This is a genomic window from Streptomyces sp. NPDC001219 (genome assembly GCF_053597915.1).
This window is the reverse complement of the sequence record NZ_JBSFJF010000009.1, coordinates 121933-140913: the sequence shown is the minus strand read 5'-3', so window position 1 is coordinate 140913 and position 18981 is coordinate 121933. Positions and strand designations below refer to the sequence as shown.

Sequence of the window (18981 nt, the reverse complement as noted above, 5' to 3'; positions counted from 1 at the left end):
CCTCAATTCCCCACCCCCACAGGGAGTTTCAGTGTCGCACTCAGCGCTGCGCATGCCCCGGATCGCCGCCCTGGCCACCGCCCTCGCCGCGGTCACGGTGGCGACCGCGGCCCCCTCCGCGTCGGCCGCCACCACGCCCCGCCTGAAGGTGCTCAGCTACAACGTCTTCCTCATGAGCAAGAACCTCTACCCCAACTGGGGTCAGGACCACCGCGCCCGGGCGATCGCGGACGCGGACTTCTTCCGGGGCCAGGACGTCGTCGTGCTCCAGGAGGCGTTCGACAACTCCTCCTCCGAGACACTGAAGTCCCGGGCCGCGGCGCGGTATCCGCACCAGACCCCCGTGCTGGGCCGGAGCCGGAGCGGCTGGGATGCCACCGGTGGCGCCTACTCCTCGGTGACCCCGGAGGACGGCGGGGTCACGGTGCTGAGCAAGTGGCCGGTCCTGCGCAAAGAGCAGTACGTCTACAGGGACGCCTGCGGTTCGGACGGCCTCTCCAACAAGGGCTTCGTGTATGCGGTGCTGGACGTCAACGGCGCCAGGGTGCATGTGGTCGGCACCCACACCCAGTCCACCGACTCGGGCTGCAAGGCGGGCGAGGCGGCCGCTGACCGCGCCGGGCAGCTCAAGGAGCTGGACGCCTTCCTCGATGCCAAGAACATCCCGGCGGACGAAGAGGTACTGGTCGCGGGCGATCTGAACGTCGACTCCCGCAGCGCCGAGTACGACGCGCTGCTGAGCAACGGCGACCTCGCGCCCGCCGACGCCCGCACCGGCCACCCCTACTCCTTCGACACCCGGGAGAACTCCGTCGCGAAGGACCGCTACCCGGACGATCCCCGCGAGGACCTGGACTACGTGCTGTACCGCAACGGCCATGCCCGTCCCGCCGGATGGCAGAACTCCGTACTCAAGGAGGCGTCCGCCCCCTGGACGGTCTCCAGCTGGGGCAAGGACTACACGTACACCAATCTCTCCGACCACTATCCGCTGCTCGGCGGCTGAACAGCGGTCGGCGGGCGGGCGGTTCAGCAGTCGTAGACCGTCACCGGTATGCCGCACCGGGTGAGCCGCGCGGCCACCAGCGGCTCCACCCGGGACCACGTCCCGCCCGCCAGCCCGCAGCCGATCCGCGGCATGTGAACGGACGCCCCGAGCTCCTGCGCCTTGCCCGCGACCCGGCCGAGCCCGGCTTCGATCGCCGCATACCGCACCGGGACGCCCTTGCTGCCCGTCCGCATTCCGTGCTGCCCGATGACGTTGGCCACCCAGAGGCGCTCGCCGACCTGGACGAACTGTGCCGCCCCCAGCCCGAAGTCGTTGCGCGCACGGGCGCGGTGCCACCGCCGGTAGGCGGCCTCCGGCTCCGGCCAGCGCCGGGAGAGCGCGAGCACGAAGCCCTTGCCCCAGCCACCCCGGTCGTTACAGATGTGCGCGATCACCTTGACGCCCTTGCCCTGCGGCGCGGTGGCGTCCCCCTTGACGTAAGAGATCCCCGTTTTCTCTGTCATGGCTCCACGGTAGGGCCGCCCACTGACAATCGGCCGGGCCGCCGGGCGGGCCGCCGACGCCGAAGGGCGGTCGCGGAGGCCTTCCGGCTTCCGCGACCGCCCTCGGTGAGCGGGTGTCCGCAGGTGCGTCGCTACTTCGACAGCTCGCGTTCCTTGGCGATACGGCTCACCCGGCCGCGGACCGCGAACCAGCCGCCGACCAGCGCGACGGCGAGGACCGGGATCAGCATCACGGTCTGCCGGCCGACACCGTCGTCGAACCACATCAGGACGATGACGCCGAGCAGGAAGGTGATGGTGGCGATATCGGTGACCGGCGTGCCGGGCAGCCGGAAGCGCGGGCGCTCGACCACGCCCTCCTTCGAGCGGCGCACGAACACCATGTGGCAGACCATGATCGTGCACCAGGTGCTGATGATGCCCAGCGCCGCGATGTTCAGCACGATCTCGAACGCCTCGCCCGGCACGACGTAGTTGAGCGCGACGCCCAGCACACACACCGCGGAGGTGAGCATGATGCCGCCGTACGGCACCTGGTTGCGGTTCATCAGGCCGGCGAACTTGGGCGCGGAGCCCGCCATCGACATGGAGCGCAGGATGCGGCCGGTCGAGTAGAGCCCGGAGTTCAGGCTGGACATCGCCGCGGTCAGCACCACGAGGTTCATCACATCGCCCGCCGCCGGCACACCGACGTTGGACAGCACCGTCACGAAGGGGCTCTGGCCGTCGACGTACTTGTTCCACGGCAGCAGCATCGCCAGCAGGATCACCGAACCGACGTAGAAGACGCCGACCCGCCACATGATGGAGTTGACGGCCTTCGGCACGACCTTCTCCGGCTCACCGGTCTCACCGGCGGTCACACCGACCAGCTCCACCGCGGAGTAGGCGAAGACCACGCCCTGGAGCACGATCACCACGGGCAGCAGACCGGTCGGGAAGATGCCGCCGTGGTCGGTGAGCAGATCCAGTCCGGGCGTGTGGCCGCCGACCGGGTGCTGGGTGGCCAGCAGGAAGATGCCGATGAACATGAAGATGACCAGCGCCGCGACCTTGATGATCGCGAACCAGAACTCCAGCTCACCGAAGATCTTCACCGAGATCAGGTTCACGGTCAGCACGACCGCGAGCGCGATGAGCGCCATCACCCACTGCGGGATGTCCGTGAACAGACTCCAGTAGTGGGTGTAGAGCGCGATCGCGGTGATGTCGGCGATACCGGTCGTCGACCAGTTGACGACATACATCCAGCCGGCGACGTAGGCGCCCTTCTCCCCCAGGAACTCACGGGCGTAGGAGACGAACGAGCCGGACGACGGACGGTGCAGCACCAGCTCGCCCAGGGCCCGTACGACGAAGAAGGCGAAGAGGCCGCAGACGGCGTAAGCGATGGCCAGCGCGGGGCCGGCCGAGTGCAGGCGCCCGCCGGCGCCCAGGAAGAGGCCGGTACCGATCGCTCCACCGATGGCGATCATGTTGATGTGCCGGCCCTTGAGGCCCTTGCTGTAGCCCGCGTCGCCCGCATCCTGCTGCGTGCCGCGCCCCCCGTCAGGTGACCCGTGGGCTGTCTCGGTGACGGTTTCTGTGCTCACTGCTGGTGTATCTCGCTTTCGGGCAGGCGTTGAAGCCATGGCCTGAAGTCCCGCAGAACGCGTGGACGGCCGACGGCACACCTTCCCTGAAGAGCCCTCCCCCGTCTGTGGGCAAGATCACATCGTGTACAGGCCATCCAAGATTTGTCCGTATTTGTAGTGAATTTCCTGGCGACTCAATTTCAGGGAGGGCGTCAGTTCACCCGATTCCGGACTCCACTCCTCGGCCGGCAAGGAGAAATTCTTGACCTGTTCGGATCGGTTGAGACGAGCGTTTGTCTCCGCGACAACAGATACGAGCGGCCGCCGCCGTGCACCAGTGCCTGCCCGATGAGCGGGTGCTCCTTGAGGGTGTTCTCGACCAGCGCGGGCGAGATGTTCCTGCCCGTCGACGTCACGATCATTTCCTTCTTGCGGCCGGTCAGCCAGAGGTAGCCGTCCGCGTCGCCAGGCGCGTCGTGGGGTCGCCGAGCAGCGGCTCCCAGCGCTCCCGCTCGCGCGCGCCCTGCGCTACGGCGAAGCGGGCCCTGCCGTGCCGGACGATACGGGCGATCTGGCCGGGCGCCCGCCGTGGCCGCACACGGGGGAAGGGAGGTCGGAAGGTTTCACAGGAGTGGTGAGACAGCAATACTGTTGAACATGATGGAGCCTGCCACCGACCTGACGGTCGACGAACTGGCCGCCCGCGCCGGCGTCACGGTCCGCACGATCCGCTTCTACAGCACCCGCGGCCTGCTGCCCCCGCCGGAGATCGGTCCGCGCCGGGTCGGCCGCTACGGACCGGACCACCTCTCGCGGCTCGCCCTCATCGAGGAACTCCAGCACCAGGGTCTGACGCTGTCCGCGATCGAACGCTATCTGGAGCAGCTGCCGGCCGATCTGAGCGCCCAGGATCTGGCCATCCACCGGGCGCTGGTGGCGAGTTGGATTCCGGACAAGGCCGAGGACGCCACGAGGGAGCAGCTGGAGCGGCGGGTCGGCCGGGCGCTGACCGAGGAGGACCTGGACCGGCTGGCGGCCATGAGCGTGCTCGAACGGACCGGTGATCCCCGGGTCTTCCGGGTCGATCCGGGGCTGCTGCACCTGGGCACCCGGCTGCTGGACGTGCCGATCTCCCTGGAGACCATCCTGACGGCGCGCAGTGTCGTCATCGAGCACACCCGCTCGGCGGCCCGGGAGCTGAGCCGGCTCTTCAAGGACGAGGTGTGGGAGCCGAACCGGGGCGGCGGGCCGGACGAGGACGAGATGGCGCGGATGAAGTCGCTCTCGGCCCATATGCAGCCGATGGTGGTGCAGGCGCTGGTGACCGCGTTCCAGCGGTCGATGAAGCAGGAGCTGCGGGAGTCCTTCGGCATGGAGGGCGACCGGGGCCCGGGCGGCCACACCTCCGGAGGGTGACGGGGGCGGGCCGCCGGGGCCCGCCCCCTGAGCGGTCAGTCGCTGAACTTCTCGCCCTTCTCGGCCTTTTCGACCAGCAGCGCGGAGGGCGCGAACCGGTCTCCGTAGGCCTCCTGCAGCTCGCGGGCGCGGGTCACGAAGCCGGACGGACCGACCAGCTCCTCGCGCCCCGGCCCGCCCTGGTAGCCGTTGATGTACTGGATCACGCCGCCGGTCCAGCCCGGGAAGCCGATTCCGAGGATGGAGCCGATGTTGGCGTCGGCGACCGAGGTGAGCACGCCCTCCTCGAAGCAGCGGACGGTGTCCAGCGCCTCGGAGAAGAGCATCCGCTCCTGCATGTCCAGGAACGGAATCGTGGCTTCCTTCTTGGTGAAGTGCTCACGCAGGCCGGGCCACAGGCCGGCGCGCCTGCCGTCCTCGCCGTACTCGTAGAAGCCGCCGCCACCGCTGCGCCCGGGGCGGCCGAACTCGTCGACCATCCGGTCGATGACCGCGTCGGCCGGGTGCGGCTGCCAGGTGCCGCCGGACTCCTCGACCGCCCGCTTGGTCTCCTCGCGGATCTTGCGCGGCAGGGTGAGGGTCAGCTCGTCCATCAGGGACAGCACCTTGGCCGGGTAGCCGGCCTGGGCGGCGGCCTGCTCGACGGAGACCGGGTCGAGGCCCTCGCCGATCATCGCCACGCCTTCGTTGATGAAGTGGCCGATGACACGGGAGGTGAAGAAGCCGCGCGAGTCATTGACGACGATCGGGGTCTTCCTGATCTGGCGAACCAGGTCGAAGGCGCGGGCCAGCGCCTCGTCGCCGGTCCGCTCGCCCTTGATGATCTCCACCAGCGGCATCTTGTCGACCGGCGAGAAGAAGTGCAGCCCGATGAAGTCCTGGTCACGCTCGACGCCCTCGGCCAGCAGCGTGATGGGCAGCGTAGAGGTGTTGGAGCACAGCAGCGCGTCGGGCGCGACGATGTGCTGGATCTCCTTGAAGACCTTGTGCTTGAGACCCACGTCCTCGAACACCGCCTCGATGACGGCATCGCAGCCCGCGAGGTCCGCCGGCTCGGCGGTGGGCGTGATCCGGGCCAGCAGTTCGTCGCGCTTCGCCTCGGTCGTCCGGCCCCGGGAGAGCGCCTTGGCGAGCAGCCCCTCCGCATACGCCTTGCCCTTCTGCGCCGCCTCCGGGGAGACGTCCTTGAGGACGACCTGCATCCCGGCCTTGGCACAGGAGTAGGCGATGCCCGCGCCCATCATGCCGGCGCCGAGGACCGCGACCTTCTCGACCTTGCGGGGCGCGACGTCCTTGGGGCGGTTGGCACCCGAGTTGACGGCCTGGAGATCGAAGAAGAACGCCTGGATCATGTTCTTGGAGATCTGGCCGGTGACCAGCTCGACGAAGTAGCGCGCCTCGATGGTCTGCGCGGTCTCGAAGTCGACCTGGGAGCCCTCCACCGCCGCGGCGAGGATGTTGCGCGGGGCGGGGTAGGGGGCGCCGTTGAGCTGCTTCTTGAGGTTGGCGGGGAACGCCGGGAGGTTGGCGGCGAACTTCGGCTGGGCCGGGGTGCCGCCGGGGATGCGGTAGCCCTTGACGTCCCAGGGCTGCTGGGACTCGGGGTGCTCCTCGATGAAGGTGCGGGCCTTGGCGAGCAGTTCCTCGGGAGTGGCCGCGACCTCGTGGATCAGCCCGGCGTCCCTGGCGCGGGTGGCGTTGTACTGGGTGCCCTGGAGCAGCACCTTCAGCAGCGCGTCGGCGATGCCGAGCAGCCGTACCGTACGGGTGACGCCGCCGCCGGCCGGCAGCAGGCCGAGGGTGACCTCGGGCAGGCCGATCTTGGTGCCGGGGGTGTCGAGCGCGACGCGGTGGTGGCAGGCCAGCGCGATCTCGTAACCGCCGCCCAGCGCCGCGCCGTTGATCGCGGCGACGACGGGCTTGCCGAGGGTCTCGATGCGGCGCAGGTCGCGCTTGATGCCGTTGCCGGTCTCGAAGGCCTGCTCGGCCTGCTCGGGGGTGATGGCGATCAGTTCGCGCAGGTCACCGCCGGCGAAGAAGGTCTTCTTGGCGGAGGTGAAGATGATGCCGCGGATGCTGTCCTTCTCGGCCTCCAGGCGGTCGGCGACGGCGGTCAGGGAGGCCTTGAAGGCGTTGTTCATGGTGTTGGCGGACTGGTCGGGGTCGTCCAGGACCAGGGTGACGATGCCGGTCTCGTCCTGTTCCCAGCGGATGGTCGACGACGCAGGGGACTCGCTCACTGTGGCTTCTCCGTAAGGGGGATGGGACGGGCGGTCAGAGGCGCTCGATGACGGTGGCGATGCCCATACCGCCGCCGACGCAGAGGGTGGCCAGACCGTAGCGCTTGTCCTGCCGCTCCAGCTCGTCGATCAAGGTGCCGAGGATCATCGCGCCGGTGGCGCCGAGGGGGTGGCCCAGCGCGATGGCGCCGCCGTTGACATTGACCTTGTCCAGGCTCAGGCCCATGTCCTTGACGAAGCGCAGCACGACGGCCGCGAAGGCTTCGTTGATCTCGACGAGGTCGATGTCGTCGATGGTCAGCCCGGCCTTGGCGAGCGCCTTGCGGCTGGCGGGCGCGGGGCCGGTGAGCATGATCGTGGGCTCGGAGCCGGAGACAGCGGCGGAGAGGATGCGGGCCCGCGGGGTCAGGCCGTAGCGCTCGCCGACCTCCTGGGAGCCGATGGCGACGAGCGCCGCGCCGTCCACGATGCCGGAGGAGTTGCCCGCGTGGTGGACGTGGTCGATCTTCTCGACCCAGTGGTACTTCTGCAGGGCGACCGCGTCAAAGCCGCCCGCGTCGCCGATGGTGGCGAAGGACGGCTTGAGGCCGCCCAGGGAGTCGGCGGTGGTGCCGGGGCGCATGTGCTCGTCGTGGTCGAGGACGACGAGGCCGTTGCGGTCGCGTACCGGGACGACGGAGCGGTCGAAGCGGCCGTCCTTCCACGCCTCGGCGGCGCGCTCCTGGGAGAGCGCGGCGAACTCGTCGACATCGCGCCGCGAGTAGCCCTCGAGGGTGGCGATCAGGTCGGCGCCGATGCCCTGCGGGACGAAGTTGGTGTCGAAGTTGGTCATCGGGTCGGCGAACCAGGCGCCGCCGTCCGAGGCCATCGGGACCCGCGACATGGATTCGACGCCGCCCGCCAGGACCAGGTCCTCCCAGCCCGAACGCACCTTGGCGGCGGCCATGTTGACGGCCTCCAGTCCCGAGGCACAGAAGCGGTTCTCCTGTACGCCGGCGACGGTGTCGGGCAGCCCGGCGGCGATCGCCGCGATCCGGGCGATGTCGGAGCCCTGGTCACCGACCGGTCCGACCACACCGAGCACGATGTCGTCGACGGCGGCCGGGTCGAGTCCGGGGAAACGGCGGCGTACCTCGTGGATCAGGCCGACGACCAGGTCGATCGGCTTGGTGCCGTGCAGTGCGCCGTTGGCCTTGCCACGGCCGCGCGGGGTGCGGATCGCGTCGTATACGTACGCTTCGGTACTCAAGTCAAGAAGCCTTTCGCATGAGGGTGGAGGCAGGGGCAGCTGAGGAGGACCGGGGGCGGCCCGGGGTCAGTCGAGCAGGGAGCGTCCGATGATCTCCTTCATGATCTCGGTGGTCCCTCCGTAGATCGTCTGTATCCGACCGTCGGTGAAGGCCCTGGCCACGCGGTATTCCGCCATATAGCCGTAACCGCCGTGGAGTTGCAGACAGCGGTCGGCGACCCGCTTGTGCAGCTCGGTGGCCCACCACTTGGCCATCGAGGCGTGCACCGCGTCCAGCTCGCCGGCGGAGTGGTCGGCGATGCAGCGGTCGAGGAAGGCGCGGGTGACGGCGCACTCGGTGGCCATCTCGGCTATCTCGAAGCGGATGTGCTGGAGCTTGGCCAGCGGCCGTCCGAACGCCTCGCGCTCCTTGACGTACTGGCTGGTGATCTCCAGCAGGTGTTCGGCGCCGGCGATACCGGCGACGGCGATGCCCATCCGCTCCTGGGCGAGGTGGGTCATCAGATGGACGAAGGCGCCGTTCAGCTCGCCGAGCAGATTCTCCTTGGGGACCCGTACGTCGCGGAAGAACAGTTCGGCGGTGTCCTGGGACTTCTGGCCGATCTTGTCGAGGTTGCGGCCCCGCTCGAAGCCCGCCATTCCGCGCTCGACGACCAGCAGGCTCAGGCCGTGCGCCCCGCCCTCCGGGGTCGTCCTGGCCACGACGATGACCAGGTCGGCGAGGATGCCGTTGGAGATGAAGGTCTTGGAGCCGTTGAGTATCCAGTGGTCGCCGGCGTCCTCGGCGTGGGTGCGGATGCCCTGCAGATCGGAGCCGGCGCCGGGCTCCGTCATGGCGATGGCGGTGATGATCTCGCCACTGCAGAAGCCGGGCAGCCAGCGCCGCTTCTGCTCCTCGGTGCCGAGGGTCGTCAGATAGGGGCCGATGATGTCGTTGTGCAGGCCCACGGCGAGCCCGGCGGCGCCGGCCCGGGTGAACTCCTCGGCCAGCACCGCGCTGTAGCGGAAGTCCTGCTGCCCGCCCCCGCCGTACTCCTCCGGCACCGCCAACCCCAGCAGTCCCTGTTTGCCGGCCGCCCGCCAGGCGTCCCGGCTGACGATGCCGTCCTTCTCCCACTGCTCGTAGTGGGGCGTCACCTCCCTGGCGAGGAAGGTCCGCACGGTCTCGCGGAAGGCCTCGTGGTCCTCGGTGAAGATCTGGCGCTTCATCTGCGCGGTCATGTCTGCGGGCCCTCCTCGGAGCCGGGGCTTGACGGGGTCGGTGGAGACGGCGGGCGCCGGTACCGGGGCGTGGAGCTTTCCGCCGCCTGTCGTCCGGGAGCGCCGGCGGCCCGGTCACGGAGGTGCCCGGGGGCTCGCGGGGCGGTGACACCTGGCCTGCCCGCGGCGCCCGTGTACGGAGTGACGTCCGGGCACGGCGCTCGTCCGGTCCGGCCGCTTCGGGCCGGGCCGGCGTGGTGGCCGGCCGCGCCCGGGACAGCGCCGTGGCCGGCGGCCCGGTGCGGGTCGGCCGCGTACCGGAGCGTGCGGGCGGGGGCCATCAGCCGGCGGTGTCCTTCTGTTCGGCGCGGCTCGGGCCGGCGGGCGGGGCGGGGGCGGCCGGTGACGCGGCGAGGAGGCCCGGGGCCTGCCAGTCGCGGGCGATCTCCTCGGTGTCCGCGCCGGGCTGCGCGGGGGGCCTGCGGACCGCGCCGGGGGTGCGCGAGAAGCGTGGCGCGGGTGCGGGCTGGGTGATCCCGCCGTGGTCGACGAAGGTGCCGCGGGCGGCGAGATGCGGATGCCGCGGGGCCTCACGCAGGGAGAGCACGGGCGCCACACAGGCGTCGGACTCCTGGAAGACGGCCGTCCACTCCTCGCGGGTACGGGTCTTGAAGCGGGCCGCGATGGCGGTGCGCAGGTCGCTCCATCCGGTGAGGTCGTCGCGGCTGGGGGCCTCGTCCTCGATGCCCAGCAGACGGATGAACTCGCCGTAGAAGCGCTTCTCCAGCGCGCCGACCGCCATATGGCCGCCGTCGGCGGTCTCGTACGTCCCGTAGAACGGTGCCCCGCCGTCGAGCAGATTGGCGCCGCGCCGGTCCTGCCAGCCGCCGGCCGCCAGCATGCCGTGGATCATCGCCGTCAGATGTGCCGTGCCGTCGACGATGGCGGCGTCCACGACCTGGCCCTTTCCGCCTTCGGTGCGGGCGTGCTGAAGGGCGGCGAGGACGCCGATGACGAGGTAGAGGGAGCCGCCCGCGTAGTCGCCGAGGAGGTTGGCGGGGACGGCGGGCGGGCCGTCGGACGGGCCGATCATGCCGAGCGCGCCGGTGAGGGCGATATACCCGATGTCGTGTCCGGCGGTGTCGGAGAGCGGGCCCTGCTGTCCCCAGCCGGTCATCCGCCCGTAGACCAGCCGGGGGTTGCGTGCCAGGCACTCCTCTGGGCCCACCCCCAGCCGCTCGGCCACACCGGGGCGGTACCCCTCGACCAGCACATCGGCGCGCTCGGCCAGTTCGAGCACCTGCGCCACCCCGTCGGGGCTCTTCAGGTCCACCAGCACGGAGCGCTTGTTGCGGTTGGTGACGTCGTAGGCCGGGTCGATGCCCAGTCCCGCTCCCCCGGGCCGGTCGACGCGGACGACATCGGCGCCGAGGTCGGCCAGGAGCATGGCCGCGAAGGGGCCGGGGCCGATGCCCGCGAGTTCGACGACGCGCACTCCGCTCAGCGGGCCGTTGCCTGGCTCTGCCATCGCGCCCCACGCCTTTCCGGACTGTGACACTTCTGATGTAACACTCGTGATGTTAAGAACGTGTTCCACTTTCCACAAGCCCCCCTGCCACGTGGCGGCCACGGAAAAGGCCCGCGCCGGCGAGGCTCAACTGCCCTCGCCGTCACGGGCCCTTGCGCGCCTGCCGCCGCTGCGCGCTACACCCCGTCGAGCTCGGCGATGAGCTTCTTGGGGGCTATGACGCGATAGGACTCCTCCGCCCAGTCGCAGAGCAGCTCGGCCGGCGGGGCGTCCGGCTTCTCCAGCGGGACCTGCACCCATCCGGACTTCCCCAGTCCGTACCCCGCGGGACGGGCACCGGGCGCGGTCAGCGCATGGGCGTGCGCCTCGGGGGCCGTGAGCTTCAGCGTGACCCCGAGCGGGTGGCTGCCGTCGTCGACGCCGAGGAAGACGAAGACCTTCTTGTTGACCTTGATGACGCTCTCGCCCCAGGGAAACTCCTCCACGGCCCCGGGAAGCCCGAGCGCGAACGCGCGCACCCGCTCCCGCACCGCCGCCGGCCCGGCCGCCTTCGCCATGCGCTCCTCCATGTCCGTCGCCCCCTGCGGCACCGCTGCTGACACCGCCCGGCCGCACGCTCGTACCGCGCGGGCCGGCCCACGCATTCCACGCTAACGGCGACCACTGACAACGGCCCGCGGAGCGCCGGACGGCGGGCCGTCCGAAGGACTCATGACGCCCCGTCGGCCCGCGCCCCGGCACCGTCCTGTTCGACTTCCACGGCGCTCGGAGTGACGCACCTTCACCGCGCCCGCGCACAGCGCCGTCGTGCCCCGCGCGAGCCGGCCCGGAGCCGCCCGGCGGGCCACGGCCCGGCTCACACCCGCCCGCAGCGCCTACGCCGAGCCGGGTGACGTCTCGCCGGGAGCGGCAGCCGCACCGGCGGCCGAGGGAGGGGCGGCCCCGGACCCCGCTCCTCCGGCCGCCGGTGCCAGGTGGTCGTCGGTCGCCTGACGGTCCACCAGGCGTCCCAGCCGCTGGGGCACGTTGCCGCCCACCAGAAGGATGACGACGAGCGTCAGCCCGAAGGTGAGCACGGCGAGTGCCCGTCCCAGGGGCATGCCTTCGGCCAGATGGGCGCCGAGGACCGGTGCCACCGCCCCGCCCAGGGCGCCGACGTTGTAGACGAAGCCCACGGAGGCGGCGCGGGTGGCGGTCGGGAAGTGGCCGGCGAGGTACTTCGGCAGGATGCCGGAGATCCCCTGGCTGAGCGCGAGCAGCAGGAAGAGCAGCACGCCGAGCACCGGGAGGCTGTCCCGCACCGCGAAGACCGGGAAGACGAACACCAGTGACGCGAGCAGCGTGCCCGCATAGGCACGGCGGGTCCCGAACCGGTCACCGGCGTAGCCCGCCAGCCAGCAGCCCGCCATGGTGCCGAAGCCCGCGTAGAACATCACGTCGGTGACCTGCCCGGGGGCGTATCCGAGGCCGGTCTTGAGGTAGGTGGGCAGCAGGGCCTGGATCGGCCAGCTGTAGAGGAAGGCACAGAACACCGTCGCCATCAGGGCGAGGTACAACAGCCACCCGCGGCGGCCGCCGAGCTGCGCGGCGAAAGCGGTCAGGCACAGCGCCGCGGCGGCGGACAGCCAGGGCACCCGGCCCGCACCGACCGGCGTGAAGACACAGAACAGGGCCGTCGAGGCGACCACCGCCAGGGCCGCGTTGACCCCGGAGCGGAACCGGCCGGTGAACAACGGCCGGAAGGGGTTCGGGCGCGCCTCCGCCGACCGCGTGGCGGCGGCGCCGATCTCCCGCTGCCAGTCCCCGGCCTCCGGCAGCGCCCTGCGCACCCAGAGGGCGACCAGGACGGGCAGCACACCGATCCAGAACATCCAGCGCCATCCCCAGTGGGGCACCACCCACTGGTAGAGCTCGGCCGCCAGGACCGTGCCGCCCGCGTAACCGGAGATCAGGAATCCGGAGGCCCGGTTGCGCCATCGGGTGGGCCAGCTCTCCAGCACATAGGTCGCGCTCGCGCTGTACTCCCCCGCCATGCCCAGGCCGATCACCAGCCGGGCGACGAAGAGGCTGGTGTGGTTCCAGGCGAATCCGCAGGCGAAGGTGCCGAGCGAGTAGAGCAGGATGCTGGCGATCATTGCGGCCTTGCGGCCGTGGCGGTCGCCCATCGCCCCCAGGGCGGCACCGCCCAGCCACCGGGTGATGAAGGCGCCGGAGATCAGCGAGGCGGCGGTGGCGGTGTCCAGCCGGAAGTCCGCCGCGATGTCGGTCAGCACCAGCGTGATGAGGACGAAGTCGAACCCGTCGAGGAGGTAGCCGATCCAGGCGGCGAACATCGCCTTCCACTGGGGCGGGGTGACTTCCTGCCACCACCTCCGCGCCCGGCCAGGGGTGTTCGTGGGGAGCGTCGTCACAGCGGGCCCGCTTCCTCCGGCAGTCGACGCCAGGACATGGGATGTCCTACGTCATCGGGTCACCCGTGAATGTCGCCCCGCCGCGCCCCTCTGTCAAGGCTGCGTGCCACACTCCGTAGCACCCACAGAACGGCCAAGAGGGCCGCCAGGAGCGGACCTTGAGGGGCGATACGACTGCCCGGGGTCCGGACTCCAGGGCCGGTGGGCGGTCGAGAGGATGCGCGATGCCACGGAAGGACACCTCCGGACGGGCCTATGACCTCGTCCTGTACGGCGCCACCGGTTTCACCGGCGCCCTTACCGCCGCCTACCTGGCCGCGCATGTCCCCAAGGGCTGCCGTTGGGCCCTGGCCGGGCGCAGCACCGCCAAGCTGGAGCGGCTGCGGGACCGGCTGGCGGAGTCCGACCCGGCCTGCGCCGACCTGCCGCTGCTGCGGGCCGACAGCGGCGACCCCGGCTCGCTGCGCGACCTCGTCGCCGGGACCCGGGTGCTGGTGACGACCGTCGGCCCGTATCTGCTCCACGGCGAGCCGCTGGTGGCGGCCTGCGCCGACGCGGGCACCGACTATGTCGACCTGTGCGGTGAGTCGGAGTTCATCGACCGGATGTACGTGCGGCACGAGGCGACGGCCCGCGCGTCCGGTGCGCGGCTCGTGCACGCCGGCGGGTTCGACTCCGTCCCGTACGACCTGGGGGTCCACTACACCGTGGGGCTCCTCCCCGAAGGTGTCCCCCTGCGTATCGACGGCTTCGTACGGACCAACGCCACGTTCTCCGGCGGCACGCTGAACTCCGCGCTGACCGCGGCCTCCCGTCCGGTCGCCATGGCCCGCGCCGCACGCGAGCGCCGGCAGGCCGAACCACGCCCGGCCGGCCGTACGGTGCGCGCGCCCTTCGGCCCGCCCGTACGGAGCGGCGAGACACGCACCTGGGGTGTGCCGCTGCCGACCCTCGACCCGCAGATCGTCGCCCGCTCGGCCGCCGCGCTGGACCGTTACGGGCCCGACTTCCGCTATCGCCACTACGCGGGGGTGCGGCGGCTGCCGGTCGCCGTCGGCGGGGCGTTGGGGGCGGGGCGTTGGGGGCGGGGGCGCTGTGTGCGCTCGCCCAGGTACCGCCCGCGCGGCGCTGGCTGTCGGGGCGTCTGGAGCCGGGCGACGGGCCGAGCCCCGAGCGCCGGGCGAACAGCTGGTTCAAGGTGCGCTTCGTCGCCTCCGGAGGCGACACGCGTCTGATCACCGAGGTATCGGGCGGCGACCCCGGCTATGAGGAGACGGCGAAGATGCTCGCCGAATCGGCGCTCAGCCTGGCCTTCGACGAGCTGCCGGAGACCGCGGGTCAGGTGACCACGGCGGTGGCCATGGGGGACGCGTTGAGGACCCGCCTCCAGGAGGCGGGCATCGCGTTCGGCGTCGTCCGGGCATAGTCCCGGGAGCGCCCGGGTCCGGCCGTCAGGCCTCGGCGAGCGCCCGCCGGCACAGGGCGTCGGCGGCCCGGGTCGTCTCCGGAAGACGGTAGTCCGGCGCCAGATGGAGGGTCTGCGCACAGGCCCGGTCGAGGCCGGTGCGGTGCCCCACGGAGACGAAGACCGGCTTAATGCCCTTCTGGGTCCGCAGCGCACGTCCCACCTCCTCGGCCCCGTCCAGAAGCGGCGAGGTGGCGCCGCGGTCCGGTCCAGGAGGCGCGTACCGGAAGGTGAAGGGGTTCTTGGCGACGCCGATGGTGGGCAGCCCGGTCAGCACCCCCAGGTGGCTGGCGAGCCCGAAGCGGCGCGGGTGCGCCAGCCCGTAGCCGTCGCAGACCACGAGGCCGGGAGTGCGGGCGAGGCGGCCGAGCGCGTCGAGCACGGTGGGGATCTCACGGAAGGCGAGCAGGCCGGGGACGTACGGGAAGGAGACCTGGCCGACGGCGGTGGCGCGGTCCACGACGGCGCGGGTGCGGGAGTCCAGGGCGACCGCGGCGGCGGCGACCACATTCCGTTCGTCGTCGTAGGCGACGTCCACCCCGACCACGGTGCCCTCGAACCCCGGTTCCGGGCCTGCTTCGTCGAGCCGTACACGGGGCCGCAGCCGGTCCTGCACCGCACGCGCCCGCTCTTCGTCGGCCGGCCAGTTCCGCAGTTCGTCGTCGCAGGAGATCATTCCGGGAGTGTCCATGGTGCCCGCAACGCTACCGAACCGGTGATCGAGTCCCCGACCGCGCGGACTGTGCCCGCGTCCCCGACGCCCCTGGAGGGTCCTTGATGCCCGACGCACTCCACCAGCTCGACGCCCTCGACCTCGCCGCCCGGCTGCGCCGTCGCGAACTCTCCGCCAGAGAGGTCGTACAGGCCCATCTGGACCGCATCGACCGGACCAACCCGGCCGTCAACGCCCTCGTCACCCTCGACCCCGACGGCGCCCTGGCCGCGGCCGCACGCGCCGACGAGCGACTCGTCCGGGACTCCGCCGTCCCGCCCCTCCACGGGCTGCCGATCGCGTTCAAGGACACCCGTCTCACCCGCGGCATGCGCACCACCCACGGCTCGCCGCTCTTCGCCGAGCACGTCCCGGACGAGGACGATCTGCTGGTGGACCGGCTGCAGCGGGCGGGCGCCATCCGGCTCGGCAAGACCAACGTGCCGGAGTTCGCCGCCGGTTCGCACACCTTCAACCCGGTCTTCGGCACCACCCGCAACCCGTACGACCTCACACGTTCGGCGGGCGGCAGCAGTGGCGGCGCCGCCGCGGCGCTGGCCTCCGGGATGCAGCCCCTCGCCGACGGCAGCGACATGGGTGGTTCACTGCGCAACCCCGCCTCCTTCTGCAACGTGGTCGGGCTGCGTCCGACGCCGGGCCGCGTCCCCTCGCCTCCCGGCGCCGACCTCTGGGACACCCTGTCGGTCCCTGGCCCCATGGGGCGGACCGTCGCCGACACCGCGCTGCTGCTGTCGGCGATGGCCGGTCCGGACCCGCGCTGCCCCTTCGGTCTGGAGACCCCGGGAGCGGCGTTCCGGGTGCCGCTCAACCGTGACCTGCGGGGGCTGCGTGTCGCCTGGGCGCCCGACCTGGGAGGATTCGCGCCGGCCGACCCGGATGTACTCGCCGTTCTGGAGCCCCAGTTGGGGGTCCTGGAGGAACTCGGCTGCCGTGTCGACACCGCCTGCCCGGACCTCACCGGCGCCGACGAGGCCTTCCGTACGCTGCGGGCACACCGCTTCGACCTCGCCCTCGGCGGCCTGCTCGACGCCGACCGGCAGGCCCTCAAACCCAGCATCGTCCGGAACATCGAACAGGGCCGCCGGCTGACCACGGCCGACCTCCACACGGCCACCACGGCCCGCAGCCGGCTGTACCTCGGCATGCTGGACTTCTTCTCCCGGTACGACCTGCTCCTCGCGCCGGTCAGTCAGGTCACGCCGTTCGACGCGGAGCTGGAGTACCCGCAGGAGGTCGCGGGGCAGCCGACACAGGACTATCTGGACTGGATGCGGTCCGCCTACCTCATCTCGGTGCTCGGGGTGCCCGCCCTTTCGGTCCCCGCGGGATTCACCCCGGGCGGTCTCCCCGTGGGGCTGCAGTTCATCGGTGCGCCACGCGCCGACCTCGCCGTCCTCCAGGCGGGGCATGCCTACGAGAGCGCGACGCGGCACGGCCGGCGCCGCCCGGATCTGCCGGCGGCGTGACGTCGGCTCCCGCCGCCGGCCTCCCGCCGAACCATCAGCTGCCGGGCACTTCCGTACGCGCCCTGGCCTGCGCACTCCTCGCGCGGGACGACGCCACGGCCCCGCCCGGCACCTGCTCTATATTTGCAGCTGTGTTCGTACTGGAACTGACTTATACCGCGCCCCTCGAACGCGTCGACGCCGTTCTGCAGCCGCATGTGGAGTGGCTGCAGAAGGAGTACGCCGCCGGGCACTTCCTCGCCGCCGGCCGCAAGGTTCCCCGGGACGGTGGCGTGATTCTCGCCGCCGGGATGGACCGTGCCACCGTGGAGCGGATCGTTTCCGAGGACCCCTTCACACGTGCCGGGGTGTGTGAGTACCGGATCACGGAGTTCGTGGCGACGACGACCGCCCCGGCACTGGAGCAGTACCAGGAGCAGCTGCCCTCCTGAGGCGCCGTCACTCCGGGGTCCGTGCCTCCGCTACGAAGTCGTGGTCGGAGACGCCCCCGACGTGTCGGGCGAGCCGGAGCTCGCGGAGGTGGGCGCCGGCGGTGCGGGCCAGCGTCCCCCGTTGCGCCAGTAGTCCTGGATCTCCTCCAGCTGGCGCCCCTTGGTCTCGGGTGCGGTGACGGAGGCGAAGACCAGGGCGGCGAGGGCGAGGACGCCGAGGCCCGCGAAGGTCGGGGCCGCGCCCGCCCAGGCCATCAGGGAGGGGAAGAACTGGGCGATCAGAAGATTGGCGACCAGGTCCGCGGTGAGCATCACCGAGGCGCCGGTCGAGCGCAGCTGGGCGGGGAACGCCTCGCTCGCATAGACCCAGATCAGTGATCCGAAGCCGAAGTTGAAGGCCGCGGTGAACAGGAGGATCGCGGCGAACCCCACCCAGGTCGTCGCGCCCCGCAGCTCGCCCGTGCCGAAGACCGCCGTCAGGACGGCGAGCATGGCGACCATCGTGCCGATGCCGCCGAGCAGCACCACCCGGCGGCCGAGCCGGTCGATGATGAGGATGGCCAGCACCGTCGCGGCCAGCGAGGCGAGCTGGACGAAGGACGGCAGCAGGAAGTTCTGGCCGTCGCCGGTGAACCCCATCTCCTCGAAGATCTGCGGGCTGTAGTAGGTCACGGCGTTGATGCCGGTGATCTGGCAGAAGAACCCGAGGCCGACGACGAAGACCGCGGCGCGGGCGAAGGGCTTGCGCAGCAGGGAGCGCGCCGATCCGCCGCTCTCCTCGGCGAGCGCGGCCTGAACCGCCGTGACCTCCGCGCGCGGGTCGACGTCGGGGTCGGTCAGGGCCATGACCTCGACGGCTCGTTCCGTACGCCCCTTGAGGACGTACCAGCGCGGGGTGTCCGGCAGCCGGAGCAGCGGGATCAGCACGAGGGCGGCCGGGAGCGCGGACAGGCCGAGCATCCAGCGCCAGTGCCCGCCGTCGGACAGGCCCCAGTTGACGAAGTACGTGAGGACGATGCCCGCGACCGTGGCCACTTGATAGGCGGCGACGGAGGCTCCGCGGATACGTGCCGGGGTCGATTCGGCGACATAGAGCGGGGCGGCGACGATCGAGATGCCGATGGCGATGCCGAGCAGGAAGCGGACGGTGTCCAGCACGACGACGTTGGGCGCGACCGCGGAGAGGGCGACGAAAACGGCGTACGAGGCGGCGACGATCAGCATCGCGGTCTTACGGCCCAGAGCGTCTGCGAGCTTGCCGCCGATCAGCGCGCCAACGATGGAGCCGAGCACCAAAATGCTGTTGACCAGGCCCTTTTCGGCCTCGGTGAGGTGGAAGTCCTTGCTCAGGAACACCAGGGCGCCGGAGATGCTGCCGGTGTCGTAGCCGTAGATGACGCCGACGACGGCGCCGGTGAGCGCGAACATCCGGCCGGTGCGGTGCGCGGTCTTGGGTGACGACGGCGGAGGCGTCGCCGAGAGCGTGGCAATGGACATGCGAAGTCCTCTGTGCGGCGGAGCGGGCCGTGCTGCATGACGGGTCTGCATGACTGATCTTGCGAGTATTCGACTCCTTTCACGCAGCTGTCAACACTTTCCTTCGCGCGGCCCCAAGCACTCCTCCGCCCCCTCCCACCCCACCTCCGCTGCGCCCAGAGAGGCATCCAGGGCCGTACCCCCGCCGCTCCTCTCTGGCGCATCCACTCGTACGAGGGATGGATCGCGGCCGGGATTCTGCGTACAGTCGATTGCAACG

Annotated in this window: 14 protein-coding genes and 2 pseudogenes; 5 read left to right on the top strand and 11 right to left on the bottom strand. The window is 71.1% G+C overall.

Going from position 1 to position 18981, the window contains the following annotated elements; all coding sequences use genetic code 11:
- Positions 1–31: 31 nt before the first annotated feature.
- The gene (gene sph / locus ACWC9R_RS08415; protein WP_450729601.1) at positions 32–1006 is read left to right on the top strand and encodes a sphingomyelin phosphodiesterase; all 975 of its coding nucleotides are present in this window, start codon (positions 32–34) and stop codon (positions 1004–1006) included.
- Positions 1007–1029: 23 nt separating this feature from the next.
- On the opposite strand, the gene ACWC9R_RS08410 is transcribed toward sph, so the two are convergent.
- From ACWC9R_RS08410 to ACWC9R_RS08400, 3 genes and pseudogenes are all read right to left on the bottom strand, one after another.
- Entirely contained in the window at positions 1030–1512 is a 483-nt protein-coding gene (locus tag ACWC9R_RS08410; RefSeq protein WP_450729599.1) for a macro domain-containing protein, read from the bottom strand.
- Between the two features lie 131 nt (positions 1513–1643).
- Complete coding sequence (locus ACWC9R_RS08405; RefSeq protein ID WP_450729597.1) at positions 1644–3104, bottom strand: amino acid permease; 1461 nt, start codon at positions 3102–3104, stop codon at positions 1644–1646.
- 117 nt (positions 3105–3221) lie between these two features.
- A pseudogene (locus tag ACWC9R_RS08400) lies at positions 3222–3550 on the bottom strand (long-chain fatty acid--CoA ligase); the annotation flags it as partial.
- A gap of 193 nt (positions 3551–3743) precedes the next feature.
- On the opposite strand from ACWC9R_RS08400, the gene ACWC9R_RS08395 reads away from it, so the two are divergent.
- Positions 3744–4502, top strand: coding sequence for a MerR family transcriptional regulator (locus tag ACWC9R_RS08395; RefSeq protein WP_450729595.1), 759 nt, complete (start codon positions 3744–3746; stop codon positions 4500–4502).
- 35 nt (positions 4503–4537) lie between these two features.
- Here ACWC9R_RS08395 and ACWC9R_RS08390 read toward each other — a convergent pair whose 3' ends face one another.
- The 6 genes from ACWC9R_RS08390 to ACWC9R_RS08365 form a co-directional block, all read right to left on the bottom strand.
- Positions 4538–6742 carry a 3-hydroxyacyl-CoA dehydrogenase NAD-binding domain-containing protein gene (locus tag ACWC9R_RS08390; RefSeq protein ID WP_450729593.1) on the bottom strand — a complete coding sequence of 735 codons (2205 nt, stop codon included), beginning with the start codon at positions 6740–6742 and terminating at the stop codon, positions 4538–4540.
- A gap of 34 nt (positions 6743–6776) precedes the next feature.
- A complete protein-coding gene (locus ACWC9R_RS08385; RefSeq protein WP_450729592.1) occupies positions 6777–7991 on the bottom strand; it encodes an acetyl-CoA C-acetyltransferase in 1215 nt (404 codons plus the stop codon).
- A 66-nt stretch (positions 7992–8057) separates the two neighbouring features.
- Positions 8058–9200: an acyl-CoA dehydrogenase family protein gene (locus tag ACWC9R_RS08380; protein ID WP_450729654.1), complete on the bottom strand. Its 1143-nt coding sequence runs from the start codon at positions 9198–9200 to the stop codon at positions 8058–8060.
- 331 nt (positions 9201–9531) lie between these two features.
- Positions 9532–10719, bottom strand: coding sequence for a CaiB/BaiF CoA transferase family protein (locus tag ACWC9R_RS08375; RefSeq protein ID WP_450729590.1), 1188 nt, complete (start codon positions 10717–10719; stop codon positions 9532–9534).
- 176 nt (positions 10720–10895) lie between these two features.
- Positions 10896–11288 carry an MmcQ/YjbR family DNA-binding protein gene (locus ACWC9R_RS08370; RefSeq protein WP_450729589.1) on the bottom strand — a complete coding sequence of 131 codons (393 nt, stop codon included), beginning with the start codon at positions 11286–11288 and terminating at the stop codon, positions 10896–10898.
- Between the two features lie 306 nt (positions 11289–11594).
- Positions 11595–13052 (bottom strand): MFS transporter, encoded by a 1458-nt coding sequence (locus tag ACWC9R_RS08365; protein WP_450729652.1) that lies wholly within the window; start codon positions 13050–13052, stop codon positions 11595–11597.
- Positions 13053–13354: 302 nt separating this feature from the next.
- Here ACWC9R_RS08365 and ACWC9R_RS08360 point away from each other — a divergent pair.
- A pseudogene (locus ACWC9R_RS08360) lies at positions 13355–14556 on the top strand (saccharopine dehydrogenase family protein).
- Positions 14557–14581: 25 nt separating this feature from the next.
- Here ACWC9R_RS08360 and ACWC9R_RS08355 read toward each other — a convergent pair.
- Positions 14582–15286, bottom strand: coding sequence for an endonuclease V (locus tag ACWC9R_RS08355; RefSeq protein WP_450729587.1), 705 nt, complete (start codon positions 15284–15286; stop codon positions 14582–14584).
- Between the two features lie 86 nt (positions 15287–15372).
- Here ACWC9R_RS08355 and ACWC9R_RS08350 point away from each other — a divergent pair, with 86 nt between their 5' ends.
- Together ACWC9R_RS08350 and ACWC9R_RS08345 are read left to right on the top strand one after the other, a co-directional pair.
- Positions 15373–16794, top strand: a complete 1422-nt coding sequence (locus ACWC9R_RS08350; RefSeq protein WP_450729585.1) for an amidase — start codon at positions 15373–15375, stop codon at positions 16792–16794.
- A gap of 131 nt (positions 16795–16925) precedes the next feature.
- Complete coding sequence (locus ACWC9R_RS08345) at positions 16926–17225, top strand: YciI family protein (protein WP_450729650.1); 300 nt, start codon at positions 16926–16928, stop codon at positions 17223–17225.
- Positions 17226–17255: 30 nt separating this feature from the next.
- On the opposite strand, the gene ACWC9R_RS08340 is transcribed toward ACWC9R_RS08345, so the two are convergent.
- Positions 17256–18722 (bottom strand): sugar porter family MFS transporter, encoded by a 1467-nt coding sequence (locus tag ACWC9R_RS08340; protein WP_450729583.1) that lies wholly within the window; start codon positions 18720–18722, stop codon positions 17256–17258.
- Between the last annotated feature and the right edge of the window lie 259 nt (positions 18723–18981).